Raw genomic sequence first — 14,442 nt, forward strand, 5'->3', positions numbered from 1 at the left:
CTATACACAGTGAAGACACTTAAGCTTATCTTAAGCTTCTATCGGATACATTTTGTTACGCAGTTCTTTAATTTCGTCACTTTCCAAATACTCATCGTAGCTCATTTGGCGATCAATGATGCCATTTGGTGTGATTTCAATAATCCGGTTAGCGATGGTTTGAATGAACTGATGGTCATGGGATGTAAACAGCATGGTGCCGTCAAAATCAATCATACCGTTGTTCAGCGCGGTAATGGACTCCAAATCCAAGTGGTTCGTTGGCTCATCGAGAATCAGAGCGTTGGCACCCGTTTGCATCATTTTCGCCAGCATACAGCGAACTTTCTCGCCCCCGGACAGTACACTTGCTTTTTTCAGGGATTCCTCGCCTGAGAACAGCATACGTCCCAAGAATCCACGCAGGTATGTTTCATCCTGATCCTTGGAGTATTGACGCAGCCAATCCACGAGAGTCATGTCTACACCGTCAAAGTATTTGGAGTTGTCTTTCGGGAAATAAGCCTGAGTTGTCGTAATCCCCCAAGTGTATTCGCCACTATCCGCTTCTGTTTCACCCATAAGGATGTCAAACAACAATGATTTGGCATTACCATTCGGGCCAACAAAAGCAATTTTATCGCCTTTGTTCACCACAAAGCTGAGATCATTCAGCATGTTCACGCCATCAATTGTTTTGCTGATGCGGTCAACAGTCAGCAACTGTTTACCAGCCTCACGCTCAGGCTTGAAGTTGATGAACGGATATTTCCGGTTCGATGGACGAAGATCATCCAACGTGATTTTGTCGAGTTGTTTCTTACGCGAAGTCGCTTGCTTCGATTTGGAAGCATTCGCAGAGAAACGTTGAATAAAGGCTTGCAGCTCTTTAATCTTCTCTTCTTTTTTCTTGTTGGCATCACGTTGCAATGCAAGCGCCAATTGGCTGGATTCATACCAGAAATCGTAGTTACCTACGTACAGCTGGATTTTACCAAAATCGATATCGGCAATGTGTGTACATACTTTGTTCAGGAAGTGACGGTCATGGGATACCACAATAACGGTACCTTCATAATCCATGAGGAAGTTCTCCAGCCATTGAATGGATTCGAGATCCAAGTGGTTGGTAGGCTCATCGAGCAACAGGTTGTTTGGACGACCAAACAAGGCTTGTGCAAGCAGGACACGAACTTTTTCGTTACCGCTCAGATCAACCATCTTCTTCTCATGCATGTCACGATCAATACCGAGACCAATCAGGAGTGCCGCTGCATCCGGCTCTGCATCCCAGCCGTTCAATTCGGCAAATTCACCTTCAAGCTCACCCGCGCGCAAGCCGTCTTCTTCCGTAAAGTCCGCTTTGGCGTACAATGCGTCCTTCTCCTTCATAATGGAGTAGAGACGACCGTGACCCATGATTACCGTTTCGAGAACTGGATACTCATCATATTCAAAGTGGTTTTGCTTCAAAACGGCCATACGTTCGCCCGGGGTGATGTGCACCTCTCCCGAGTTTGCTTCAATTTCACCGGACAAAATTTTAAGGAACGTTGATTTGCCGGCTCCATTGGCGCCGATCAGACCATAACAGTTGCCTGGCGTGAACTTGATATTCACATCTTCAAAAAGTGCACGTTTTCCGTAGCGGAGCGTGATGCCGCTTGTACTAATCATTAAGCATACCATCCTTTTATTTTATATTCTGCATACTGCATGAATAGCGACTAACATAAATCTGGATTCAATATCCCGAAGCCTATTCTGGCACCATATTATAACACAAAAAAGCGGCAAATTCGAAAATTGGCCGCTTTTTGATCGTTAAAGATTTGGTAAATGTGCCGTTCATGCGGGTATACTCCTACATTAGCATATTCGGCTCACTTTTGTTAGTCCTCTTTCTGTCCTTCGTGCCGGATACGCAGCGTCTCACCATGTCCCAATACCCGAATGCGCTCGGCTTGGATACCCAGTCGTTCTCGTTCCAATTCCATTCGATCGAGTGCTTCCTTGGGTGTGTCATCCGCCAGCTTAAATGTTCCATAATGCATGGGAACCATAAGCTGAGAACCTGTTTCTACAAATCCCTGCAGCGCTTCCTCCGGCGTCACATGCTGGGAGGTCATGAACCATTCCGGCTCGTATGCACCGATTGGCATAAGGGTGACACCGATATCAAAGCGCTCACCGATCGTTTTGAATCCCTGGAAGTACCCCGTATCCCCTACAAAATAAATCACTGGTGGATCGCCAGGAGAATCATCAACAGATGATCGTTCAAGCGTATTCGTTCCGGCTGCTCTCGACTTTTCCGAATCATAGTCCTCCCTCGTCGCGGCGCTCTCATCAGACGGGACGACTGCCGGGTGATTCTTTTCCAATACATAACCACCCCAATGGGACGTGTTGGTATCGAATAAGGTTCGGCGCGTCCAGTGCTGCGCAGGTACAAAGGTTATTTTGATTCCGCCAAGCGTAATATGCTCCCACCATTTCATCTCATGACACCGATGGAATCCTTTGCGTACCATTTTGCGCTTTAGACCATCCGGAACGATGAGCAGCGTCTTGGCCGTGACCAGCTTCCGCAGCGATGCAAGATGCAAATGATCATAATGGGAATGCGAGATCAGAACGACATCCAGAGGCGGAATGTCCTGAATTGGAATGCCAGGGGCACCGAGCCTGCGCTGAAATCCCATTTTTTCGGCCCAGACCGGGTCTGTCACGATGTTTAATCCATGATATTGAATAAAAAACGTGGAATGCCCAATCCAGGTAATCGTGGTTTCAGCCCGGTTGGCGTGCAGATAATCCAGTTCAGGTGGGTGCTTGGGCACGGTGTAGGAATAATCCTTAACTTTGCTGCGCCGTTGCTCCCTCCATTGCTTGAATTCCTTCAGCGTTTTGTCCGTACTTACATTATCAATGTTGTTATAACGGATTTTCGGCATGAAAGGGCCCTCCTCCCCTCCTCGTATCTTAACAAAAGATTACCCCGAATTGGAAAGCACGTACCAACGAATCAATCCTTTGGATTTTTGCACTTTGCCAAGTAGATGAACAAAAATGCAATTGCAGCCACGATGATCAGTGGTGGGGCGTACATAATCGTAAAGGTCTCAAAAAAACTCAATCCCGTTATACCGGGAATCCCCGTCACTCCTGCGTCAGAGCTGAGAAGCAACCGTCGAAGCATAATGAACAGCATGTTTGGAAGCATGAACGGACTCATCCTTTCTTTTTGCCAGCATTACCCCGCACATAATTGGCATCAAACAGAAACAGCTTCATAATGAGCACGAGTGAAGGAATGAGCACCAGTAGTCCAAGACTGAACGCCGTAATGAGCGCAATACCCATCGTCTTGTTCGTAAAGCTGTCGTAAATATTAATGTACGGATACAGAATGTATGGGAGATGCGAGCGCCCATAGCCGTACCAGGCAAAGGCAAACTGCAGCATAACGGCGATAAAGCACCAGCCCAGATATTTGCGTTTCCATACCAGTGAGACGGCAATCACAAAACAGATAAAAGATGCGATGAACATCCAAGAAATATTCAACATCTGTTCAAAGTGTGCAGGGTTCTGTTTGTTAATCTGCAGAAATGCCAGGAAGCTGGCAAAGATCGTAGGCAGACTCCATAAGAGCGCATACTCCCGCAGGACTTCAAACGCAGTCTCATCCTCCGCACGCTTGGCATAGTAGGTAAGAAACATCGCTGAGATATACAGCACACTGACTAGCGCAAGCAATACAACAGACCAGGTATACGGATTCGTCAGAAACTCACGCCAGCGAAAGAAGACCTGATCTCCTACCTGCTCAATAATTCCACCTTCGGATATCGCCAAAATGGTGGAAAACACCGCCGGAATCAGCAATCCCGTCGCTCCGTACAATGCCATGTAGATCCGGCTGTTCTGCCCATGGTTCCCGTAGGTGTTATAGGCGTAGTACACCCCCCGAATCGCAAGCAGCACAATCGCCAATGAACCTGGAACAAGCAGCGCTGTCCCATAATAAAAAGCGCTATCCGGATAAAATCCGACCAGACCGACAACAAAAAAGATTAGAAACACATTCGTCACTTCCCACACGGGGGAGAGATAACGCTGAATAATGTTATGGATTTTGTTCTCATGTCCGGTTAGTATGCTGTAAAAGCTGAAAAATCCAGCTCCAAAATCGATTGAAGCCACGATCAGATATCCAAACAGAAACGTCCATAGGATCGCGATGCCTGCAATTTCAAAGCTCAATGCACGATCCCTCCTTCCAGGCCGAGAGATTCCAGTTCCTTCTCTGCTTCCTTGTTACGGAACAGCTTGCTGAGTACCCGAATCGCTGAAAAACAAAGGATCAGGTACAGCAGAATAAACAGAATCAGCATCCAGCCCACCGAAGAAGACGTTGTCGCTGCTTCCGACACCTTCATGTAACCGCGCAATATCCATGGCTGTCTGCCTACCTCGGCAAACATCCAGCCGAGCTCAATGGCAATCATGGCCAGCGGTCCAAGAAAGACGATACCGAGCAAAAGCCACTTGGGATAAGGCTTACGCCCTGGCAGCCAGCGGCGGATTACATAGAGCACCGGAATCAACAGTATGATCACACCTGTCGTCACTTTCAGGTCAAACATATAGTGAATGGACAGCGGCGGCCTCAGATCCGCCGGAAATTCTTCCAGCCCCTTCACTTCCGTGTCAGGTCTGTTTCCCGCCAGTATGCTGAGTGCATAGGGTATCTCAATGGCGTATTTTACTTCATTGTTCTCGTCAAGAATTCCACCGTAGACCAGCGGGGCCTTCGTCATCGTTTGGAAATGCCACTCTGCGGCAGCCAGCTTCTCCGGCTGGTACTTCGCCAGAAATTTTCCGGAAGAATCTCCGATCATGACGGTGCTGACTGCAAATACGAGCGCACATACCGTTGTGAGTTTAAGTGCTTTTTTGTAATACACATGATTCCGTCCCCGAAGCAAACTGAACGCAGCTATACCCGCCAGAATACCTGCACTTAGGGTGTACGATGAGGCGAGCACGTGAGATACCTTGGTCGGGGTAGCCGGATTCAGCATCGCGGCAATTGGGTGGATGTCCTTCATGATGCCATTGATCAGGGTAAATCCCTGAGGCTGATTCATAAAGGAATTCACCGTTGTAATGAATATCGCAGAGGCGGAGGATCCCAGCGCCACCGGAATCAGCAGCAGCATATGCGTATATTTCTTTTTGAAACGGTCCCATGTATAAAGGTAGATTCCAAGAAAGATGGCTTCTACAAAAAAGGCGAATGTCTCCATAAACAGAGGTAAGGCAATGGCTTGCCCCGCTACTCGCATAAACATCGGCCACAGCAGGCTGAGCTGTAAACCGATTGAAGTGCCTGTGACCACACCAACGGCGACCGTAATGACAAAACCTCGCGCCCATCTGCGCGCCAGCAAGGTGTAATGGATATCATTCGTGCGCAGTCCGCGCCATTCAGCCAGAGCAATCATGAGTGGAACGCCAACACCGATGGAAGCAAAAATGATGTGTACAAACAGGGTAAGACCGGTCAGTATCCGGCTGAGCAGAACAGGGTCCAGGGATGACATGGGGTTACACTCCTCTTTCACATAATCGTTATGTACGACCTTATATCTTCTGTATGACGATGTCTCAATAACTCATAATCCGGATAATACTTTTGACAACGGCATACAGCACAATCACCGCTGCAACCAGGCAGACAATAATAAGGGTTTTCTCTTGTTTACGGAACATAGACCTGCCGTCCTCCTTTTGCATGGCATGCAAATTATGGCTCTATAGACAGTTTGCAAAAGAAGTTGTTTTTTTATCCGGAAAATTTTGAAAAACAAAAAAACCTTTATCTATTTCAGGATGAAAGCATCCTATTAGATAAAGGTTTCTCTTCCCTTAGAAGAGTTCGTCCTGCTTGGGCAATCGAACCTTGAACGTACTTCCTTTGTCCTGTGCGGATATAAAGGTTAGCGTACCCTGGTGATCCTCTACAATTTTGCGAGAAATGTAAAGTCCCAGCCCTGTTCCGCCAATCTGGCGATGACCCGAATTATCTACACGATAAAACTTCTTAAACAGCATATCCTGCGCGTTCTCTGGAATACCTATTCCATAATCACGCACGTCGAGGCACAACCATTCTTTTTCTTCCCACAGTGTAATATCGATTCTGTCCGCTCCAGGTGAATACTTGACCGCATTACCAATCAGGTTGTGCAATACCTGAATCATCCGGTTCTGATCTGCATAAGCAAAAAAATCTCCATTAAACGCATGCACATAGATGCGCTGAATGGATGTCATGTTCCATTGTTCGGCTACACCCTCAACCAGTTCAAGTAACGGCACATACGTCATGTGGTACGTCATGCCTTCATTGTCTAATCGTTGAATATCAAGTACATCATCCAGCAGACTGCTCAGCCGTGCACCTTCCGAAGAGATAGTTTCCATGAACTCCTGACGCTGTGAAGCGGGAAGATCATACATCATCATTAGTTCCACATAACCCATAATGGTTGCAACAGGGGTACGAAGCTCATGTGATACCACGCTGATCAGTTCGTTCTTCATCCGATTCAGGCGTTCTTCCTCTGTACGATCGCGGAACACCAGCAGAAATCCATGCTTTTTACCCGGAACATCCATTTGTTTCATATATAAGGAAAACACGCTTTTTCCCACGTCATTAAATATAAACTCTGTCTCAACAAAAGCACGCTCTCCGTTCAGAAAAGCACGAGTCTGCTCTACCAGATTGAATTCAGAGGTTAATATCCGTGTATTAATGGCTTGTGCCAAGTCTTCGATGGATCTGCCCAAAAAGTTTCCGAGGCCAAACATTTCTTCAATCCTTCGATTAACAATCGTAATGGTGCCAGAATGATCAGACATGATCAGACCTTCCCGAACAGATTCAATAAAATGCTCACTGATATCCCGCTGTTCCTGAATGGCAACTTTTTCATGAAACAGCTCAGCATTCAGCTCCTCCAGAGCCAGCGCATGACGTACACGGTCTTCTTCTGCTCTTGTCCGCTCGGTAATATCCTTGATAAATAAGTTATACAGCGTTTCGTTATTGCCCAGCTGAATTTCTACAATTTTGTACTCAATCGGAAAAACTGAACCGTCCCGGCGAATGCCTGAAATCTCTTCGACGATGACATGCCGTTTCCCCCGAATATACTCACATTGGTTCAGCATTTCCTTGATTTCCATACAGCTCGCTCCCTGAAAAAGGGATGGGGCCTCTTTTTCTAATACAACCTCTTCTCGTTTCAATCCAAACATTCTTTCGGCTTCAGGATTAAACTCTATGATTAACCCGTTGGAATCGACAGCTATAATGGCATCGATGGATGAATCAATAATGGCTCGTTTGATCTCCTCACTATTCTTTAACTCCTTGGTTCGTTCCCTTACCCTGTCCTCCAGGGTGAGTTTGTCCTGACGAATCTGTTCGAATTGTTCCAGAAGCACATCCGCCATTTTGCGCAAATTGCCAATTAGAATCTGCACTTCGGTAACGTGGCTGGTCGGCCAATCCATCTTACCATTACGAAATAATAGTCTGGGAAGGGAGCCTGTCATCCGTGTGAGTCTCTTCAATGGACTTACCACTTTACGGCTTAGAGGAGCAGCCACAATCATCGAAACTACAAAAATGATGAACAGGGATTGAAGTGTGGTCAGATAGATCGCCTCAATCCGATTGTAATAGTTGGCCGAGTTGGTCTCAACAAATACCCGGTAAGGAGTACTTGTAGTCATATCCGCTCCATACAAGAACGATGCCTGTTTCCAGTGAGTAAGCACATCGCCATAATAAGCGTCACCGGAATGGAATTGTATACTGTCCACCCCTGGCTTGAGGAAACGATATTTGTTAATATCCAATCGTTCTCCCACCGGGAGCACATCCAGTCCTGATGCAATAACCTTATCATTTGGGCCGAGAATGATGACGTTCACATCCAGTAGATGATGATAGCGTTCCATACTCTGCTGCATGTTCTGATCCGTTAAGTATTGTTCATTCATATCCCTTACAACAGCATTTGCCGCATGTTTCAGATTCATTAAGATGTTGTTATTGATCTGACCTAGCTGTCTGCGGCTATCAGCCGATAACAGAACAAGAGAGACAAAGACTACAAAAGCTACGACGTATTTAAAAGCAATTCGTCTGAGCGGAATGGTTCCAGTTCGTTTCGACTTCACCTCGCCAGTGGTAATCCAGAAATCCACTACAATACCTGCAATCAGCGCATTAACCATGCTGGTCACAGCGATATGCATATATCCATACTTCAATTCTTCAAGATTAATGCCCATCATAAAGTACCCGTAACAAATCACTGGCAGCAGCATCACGACCCAGAATACCGCATTGGCTTTAATGATGCTTCCATTTCTCCAGCGTATTTGCCATCCCAGCATCCAGATTAGTTCAATGAAATGAGTACCTATCATAAATAAACTGTCAGGGACGAGGCCTTCGAATAACACACTCAAAGCACAAATTGCGATCAGGGTCGTGAATCCATATATGGCTCCATGCAAACGCAAAGCAATAAAAGCTGCGGCTGTTCCGAACAACAGCTGAACCCCGTAAAACAGAGTCAACGGAAATATCGTTCCCAGTGTACCAAGGATAATAAGTATGGCCGTACCCAACCATGGAATACGGAGTTTGATCACGACCCACTCCAATGCCTTGCTTGTCTTTATGTAGTCCATAGGCGGTTGCCCTCAAGACTGATTTCTATGTTTGCATTCAACAAAGACATCGCTTCCTTCTAATAAAATGCTCCTCAAAACCTACTTTTTTCCCTTTAATCGCTCCGATACATTATACTGTAATTAACGCTTCATGTAGCTTTGGGAAATTTTGAATGATCGGCAAAGATGCTGAATTCATGGTAAGATACTGGGGTTTGACTGCAACTCTATAGAACTCACTACATATACATCCTATATTCTGGAATACAAACATTAAAAAATTTGCAGCATTTCTACACAAATTACAGCATTCTTTCAGAAATCTCTTAACAAATTTATTTCATCAGGAGTGTGACCTCAATGTCTATCAAAGTACTTCTTATAGAAGATGAGAAAAATCTGGCTGACATGATTGCTTTCTTTCTTGAGGAGGAGGGTTACATAACTGAACGGGTTCATCATGCACGTGAAGCTCTTCAGCTTTTTCCACGATTCCAGCCCGATATTGTAGTGACTGACTTGATGCTGCCAGAAACAGACGGTAATGATCTGGTTGATGCGTTTCGCCAGCACTCGACTGTACCTATATTGATGATCTCGGCCAGCACCATGCTGAATGATCGACTCCGAGCATTACACAATGGTGCCGATGACTTTCTGTGTAAACCCTTCAGTCTGAAAGAGCTTGATGCGCGGATTAAGGCATTATTACGCAGATCGGCCATCTCCTACCCGGACAAGCCAATAAAAGAGGACAAACCTACTGAGGTTGCCGGGCATGTCAGTGTGAATGATTACAGAAGAACCTTATTTGTGGATGGCATAGAAATTGAGGTCACTCATATTGAGTTTGAAATTATGAAGGAGCTGTACCGGAATCCTGGCAAAGTGTTCACTCGTAATGAACTCATGGATCGAATTAAAGGCTCAGAACGGGCATATCTGGATCGTACAATTGATGTGCACATCTCCAGCCTGCGTAAAAAAATTGAACCCGACCCCAAAAATCCACGGTATATCAAGACGGTTTGGGGAACGGGATATAAATACGTCATTTAGTACACACCGACTTTAATAACGGCTTATGTCCTCTCTCTCTGTCATTGTCTCATCAGCTGGGTTGAGGGCAGAGCTGTTTTTGTTTTGTATGCAAAAGAATACATCCACCGCTGGATTTCCATGATCAACCTATCCGGTTCTTTCTCATGCCATAGGATCATCTTCATCGGACCTGTTCCGGTAACAAGCTGCAGATGGCGCTTGCGAATCAGAGATTGAAAATCCGTAATCACCAGTAAAGGAATCTGAGGTATGAATGCCCGAATCGCTTTTGCTGCTGAAACGGCTTGCCCTGCGTCCTGATAATCCACAATACAATATCGTGATGTGCCCCATTTCGAGCTGGCATCGCTTTCTACGTTATTTTCTTTCTTCGATGCTGACTCCCTGTCTTCGTCTGTCATCCATTCATTCAACAATTCAATCATATTGTCATAATCAATACCACGACTTCCGTCCGAAAGTACGGTAATGGGTTCCATCGTTATAACCTCCAGTTCATTTATTCTATTTATTGTGCCAATCTTCATTTAAAAATGTTCGTGTGTGAACATAAAAGAAGTGTTAACTATCTTCGTACCTCTTAACAAACTGTGTAAGGTTCATTACCCATTTCGCAGTTTGCGGAAATTCATGTAAAATAGGGTTATGCCCGTGCCCATTGCGGGAACTTTAAGAATTAATCCGGTACAGGAGGTTATGAACCGATGAATATTGTTTCAATTGAACCAACACCCAGTCCCAATACGATGATGCTGCATCTGGACGAACGTCTGGAGGACGGAATCCGCAGAACATATACACTGGATAATGAACGGTCTGCTCCGGCGTTTATTCGCCAGATGCTTCATATCCCCGGAGTAAAAAGTGTATTTCACACGACCGACTTTGTAGCGCTCGACCGCAAGGGAAATGCAGATTGGTCCGTCATTCTTGGCGAAGTTCAAAGTCGTCTCGGTCAACAAGGAATTGATCTGGATTGGATCGAATCTGAAGATGCCTCTGGTGAACACTTTGGTGAAGCACAAGTATTCGTTCAATTCTTCAGAGGTGTGCCGATGCAGATTCGGGTCAAGGCCGGCGCCAAGGAAGAGCGGATCTCGCTCTCGGATCGATTCGTCAAAGCCGTTACTGAAGTCGCCAGTGCAACACTGATTAAGGAACGGAAACTGAGTGATTACGGTGTTCGCTACGGAGAATTACCTGATATTGCAAGGGAAGTTGAACAGGAACTGGAAGCCGCATATCCGCCAGAGCGTCTGGAACGAGTGATTCAACAAGCCATTGAGCACGGCACCAATTCCGAAGAGTTCGTGGAGCGTCGCCGCCAGCTGGATGGTGCCGAGCTTGAAGAGGCCCTGCATCATGAAGACTGGAATGTTCGCTACGCTGCATTTGATGGCATGGAACCCACAGTAGAACGACTGCCACTCATTGCCCATGCACTTCATGATAATAAAATGCAGATACGCCGGCTAGCTGTTGTATATCTCGGTGATATTCGTACACCGGAAGCAATGGAACTGCTGTACGAAGCTCTGCAGGATAGTTCGCCTGCTGTACGTCGGACTGCGGGAGATACCCTCTCCGATATTGGTGATCCTGCTGCAACAGCAGCCATGACAGCTACGTTATCTGACAAAAGCAAACTTGTACGCTGGCGTGCAGCCCGCTTCCTGTACGAAGTTGGAACCGAAGAAGCAGAGCAAGCGCTGCGGAAGGCAGCCGACGACCCTGAGTTTGAAGTCAGCCTGCAAGCCAAAATGGCACTTGAACGGATTGAATCCGGGGAACAGGCAGCCGGAACCGTATGGCAGCAGATGGCCGGACGTAACAAGACGTCGGAATAGTCCTTTCGATTCATATCCAACAATTGTTATTGCACTGGAATACCATGGGGGTTATACTGATTGTCTGTTTACCAAACAAAACATGGAGCGTTACGTTCTGTGATTTATAACTTCATAGACAATAGATACACCTCATCCATGATGATGAGGTAGAGGTCGCGGGTGCGATCAGTACGCTGAGGGAGGCGCTAAGGAGCCGCTTATGAATTCAGCCGAAAGGTGCACCCGCCGAAGCCCGCAGGACGTTCCTTACGTTGTCCAGTGCGGCTGGGGCTGTTGCCGAAAGGTGCAGAACTGTCACAGATGAAGGATACCATCCTCGGAAGGTATGTTTTCTTCTGTGTTGAGCTATCTTAAACATTTGGGACGAGGTGCGGACAATTGATATAAAGACCGTAGGCTAATGCCTGCGGTCTTTTGTGTTATTTGCCATTGTTCTGAACCCATTAGTATTAGTACGCTGAAAGAAGGAGTGTTTCCATGCAAGACCTCAATAAGCAAAACACAACAGGACCCACCCTGAAAAAAGGACTACGCGCACGGCATATGACCATGATTGCACTCGGTGGATCCATTGGTACGGGACTGTTCCTCGCGAGCGGCACCGCTATTTCCAATGCAGGCCCCGGCGGTGCACTGATTGCTTACGCTGCCGTTGGCATCATGGTCTTCTTTCTTATGACCAGTCTCGGAGAACTTGCCACCTTCATGCCTGACTCCGGTTCATTCAATACGTATGCTGCCCGCTTTGTTGATCCGGCCCTCGGATTCGCCATGGGCTGGAACTTCTGGTACAACTGGGCCGTCACCATTGCGGCAGAGCTCGCTGCCGCAACCGTACTCATCAAATACTGGTTCCCTGACAGTTCGTCCATGTTGTGGAGTCTGTTATTTCTTGTGTTAATCTTTGCCCTGAATGTGTTGTCCGTTAAAGGTTATGGAGAGTCAGAATACTGGTTCGCCATTATCAAAGTCGCCACAGTAATCATCTTTCTCACCGTTGGTGTGCTCATGATCTTCGGCATTATCGGCGGAGAAGCGGTTGGATTCAGCAACTTTACTGTTGGGGACGCACCGTTCCATGGCGGATTCTTTGCGGTTCTTGGTGTATTTATGGCTGCAGGGTTCTCTTTCCAGGGAACGGAGCTCATTGGCGTTGCAGCCGGTGAGAGCGAAAATCCGCGTAAAAATGTCCCTCGTGCTATTCGGCAAGTGTTCTGGCGTATTCTGATCTTCTACATTCTGGCGATTACAGTGATCAGTCTGATCATTCCTTACACACATCCGAATCTGCTTAAAGGTGATCTGAACAACATCGGAGTCAGTCCGTTTACACTTGTCTTTGAAAAGGCGGGTCTGGCTATAGCTGCTTCCGTCATGAATGCCGTTATTCTGACTTCTGTACTGTCAGCCGGAAATTCGGGCATGTATGCTTCAAGTCGTGTACTGTATGCTCTTGCCCGGGATGGCAAAGCGCCTCGTTTTCTGGGTCGGCTAAACAAAAAAGGCATTCCAATGAATGCCCTGCTCTTAACTACAGCGGTGGGTATGCTCGCTTTTCTAGCCTCCCTTTTCGGTGATGGCATTGTATACACTTGGCTGCTTAATGCATCCGGTATGTGTGGCTTTATCACCTGGCTTGGCATTGCCATCAGCCATTATCGCTTCCGCCGTGCCTATGTGGCCCAGGGCCGGGATTTGAACGATCTGCCCTACCGTGCACGCTGGTTCCCATTCGGACCGATTTTTGCTTTTGTGTTATGTATCATCGTCATTATTGGACAGAACTATCAGGCGTTTACGGGCGATCAAATTGATTGGAGCGGAGCCCTTGTCGCATATTTAAGCGTTCCGTTATTCCTGATTTTATGGCTGGGTTATAAATTCATCAAAAAAACAAAAGTCGTACCATTACAGGAATGTGATTTTACAACATCAGAATGATTATTTCCACATAATGGTATCGATCAACATCGGTTACTTCATGTCCATAAACAGGCAGCCTCCCTTCTTTCTACGAAAGAAAAGGCTGCCTGTTTGATTTGTTCAGGTTTTGTATATGTCTCTATGTTTACAATAGAACAATTAAACTATTTTTGAACAAAAGGGGTACTCGTACGATGAAATTCTTTTTTTCCACGCTTGTTGTTCTCGGCATCTTAGTTCTTTTCTTGCCTCTTCTGCAGGAGAAATATTTTGACTGGCAGCAAGCCAAAGTTATGGATGAGCTGGAACAACTGCAACTCGGCCTAACTAAAATCAATGATTCTTTTGAGCAAGCCAGACAGAATCCTGCCATAATCGATAATGAAAGCGACGATGAAGAGCAGGAAGATTACCCCCATGCACTGGGGGTTATTACCATTGATGAGATTGATGTACAATTGCCCATTCTGGAGGATGCAACCGAAAGCAATATGAAGGTCGCAGCAACGCATCTTGTGGAGACGGCACGCATCGGAACTGAAGGAAATGCAGCGATAGCCGCCCATCGTGCTCATAAAAAAGGACGCCTGTTCAACCGAATGGGAGAACTGGAGATTGGTGATTGGATTAAAGTCACTCTGGCAGATCAGACACATATCCAATACAAAGTGGATCAGATATCCGTTGTGGAGCCTACGGACTTGTCTGTACTTGAGGACCCGCATCTGGGACAGGTGCTCACCTTGATTACCTGTGATCCATTAGTAAATCCGACACATCGGCTGATTATAAGAGCGGTTCAAGTGACTTCAGAGGTAGTTCAGCGTGACCTGCCTTAAACCTGCTGTAAAAAAACCAAAAA

The 14,442-nt window shown here is 46.3% G+C and carries 11 protein-coding genes and 1 riboswitch; of the genes, 4 read left to right on the forward strand and 7 right to left on the reverse strand.

The features are described 5' to 3' along the window. Positions 1–30: 30 nt before the first annotated feature. The 6 genes from MHB49_RS29295 to MHB49_RS29320 form a co-directional block, all read right to left on the reverse strand. Positions 31–1,656, reverse strand: a complete 1,626-nt coding sequence (locus MHB49_RS29295) for an ABC-F family ATP-binding cassette domain-containing protein (protein ID WP_405153942.1) — start codon at positions 1,654–1,656, stop codon at positions 31–33. Positions 1,657–1,871: 215 nt separating this feature from the next. Further along, complete coding sequence (locus tag MHB49_RS29300) at positions 1,872–2,936, reverse strand: MBL fold metallo-hydrolase (protein ID WP_247899353.1); 1,065 nt, start codon at positions 2,934–2,936, stop codon at positions 1,872–1,874. 71 nt (positions 2,937–3,007) lie between these two features. Continuing rightward, positions 3,008–3,205, reverse strand: coding sequence for a cytochrome bd oxidase small subunit CydS (gene cydS / locus MHB49_RS29305; RefSeq protein WP_247899354.1), 198 nt, complete (start codon positions 3,203–3,205; stop codon positions 3,008–3,010). Between the two features lie 8 nt (positions 3,206–3,213). Further along, positions 3,214–4,248, reverse strand: coding sequence for a cytochrome d ubiquinol oxidase subunit II (locus tag MHB49_RS29310; protein WP_405153943.1), 1,035 nt, complete (start codon positions 4,246–4,248; stop codon positions 3,214–3,216). Beyond that, the gene (locus MHB49_RS29315; RefSeq protein WP_247899356.1) at positions 4,245–5,591 is read right to left on the reverse strand and encodes a cytochrome ubiquinol oxidase subunit I; all 1,347 of its coding nucleotides are present in this window, start codon (positions 5,589–5,591) and stop codon (positions 4,245–4,247) included. Before MHB49_RS29315 ends, MHB49_RS29310 begins: the two co-directional genes overlap by 4 nt. A 325-nt stretch (positions 5,592–5,916) precedes the next feature. Next, positions 5,917–8,763 (reverse strand): ATP-binding protein, encoded by a 2,847-nt coding sequence (locus MHB49_RS29320; protein ID WP_405153944.1) that lies wholly within the window; start codon positions 8,761–8,763, stop codon positions 5,917–5,919. Positions 8,764–9,105: 342 nt separating this feature from the next. Between MHB49_RS29320 and MHB49_RS29325 the strand changes: the two genes are divergently transcribed. Then, entirely contained in the window at positions 9,106–9,804 is a 699-nt protein-coding gene (locus MHB49_RS29325) for a response regulator transcription factor (protein ID WP_247899358.1), read from the forward strand. Positions 9,805–9,845: 41 nt separating this feature from the next. Here MHB49_RS29325 and MHB49_RS29330 read toward each other — a convergent pair whose 3' ends face one another. Beyond that, positions 9,846–10,286, reverse strand: a complete 441-nt coding sequence (locus MHB49_RS29330) for a hypothetical protein (RefSeq protein WP_247899359.1) — start codon at positions 10,284–10,286, stop codon at positions 9,846–9,848. Positions 10,287–10,511: 225 nt separating this feature from the next. Between MHB49_RS29330 and MHB49_RS29335 the strand changes: the two genes are divergently transcribed. The 3 genes from MHB49_RS29335 (at position 10,512) to MHB49_RS29345 (ending at position 14,419) form a co-directional block, all read left to right on the forward strand. Beyond that, positions 10,512–11,654, forward strand: coding sequence for a virulence factor (locus MHB49_RS29335; protein WP_247899360.1), 1,143 nt, complete (start codon positions 10,512–10,514; stop codon positions 11,652–11,654). A gap of 142 nt (positions 11,655–11,796) precedes the next feature. Further along, a riboswitch (Lysine riboswitch) is annotated at positions 11,797–12,013 on the forward strand. A gap of 121 nt (positions 12,014–12,134) precedes the next feature. Continuing rightward, the gene (locus MHB49_RS29340; RefSeq protein WP_405153945.1) at positions 12,135–13,598 is read left to right on the forward strand and encodes an amino acid permease; all 1,464 of its coding nucleotides are present in this window, start codon (positions 12,135–12,137) and stop codon (positions 13,596–13,598) included. 176 nt (positions 13,599–13,774) lie between these two features. Then, entirely contained in the window at positions 13,775–14,419 is a 645-nt protein-coding gene (locus tag MHB49_RS29345; protein WP_405153946.1) for a class D sortase, read from the forward strand. Positions 14,420–14,442: the final 23 nt, after the last annotated feature.

The sequence above is a fragment of the Paenibacillus sp. FSL K6-0108 genome (genome assembly GCF_045040695.1).
Taxonomy (GTDB): Bacteria; Bacillota; Bacilli; order Paenibacillales; family Paenibacillaceae; genus Paenibacillus; species Paenibacillus pabuli_B.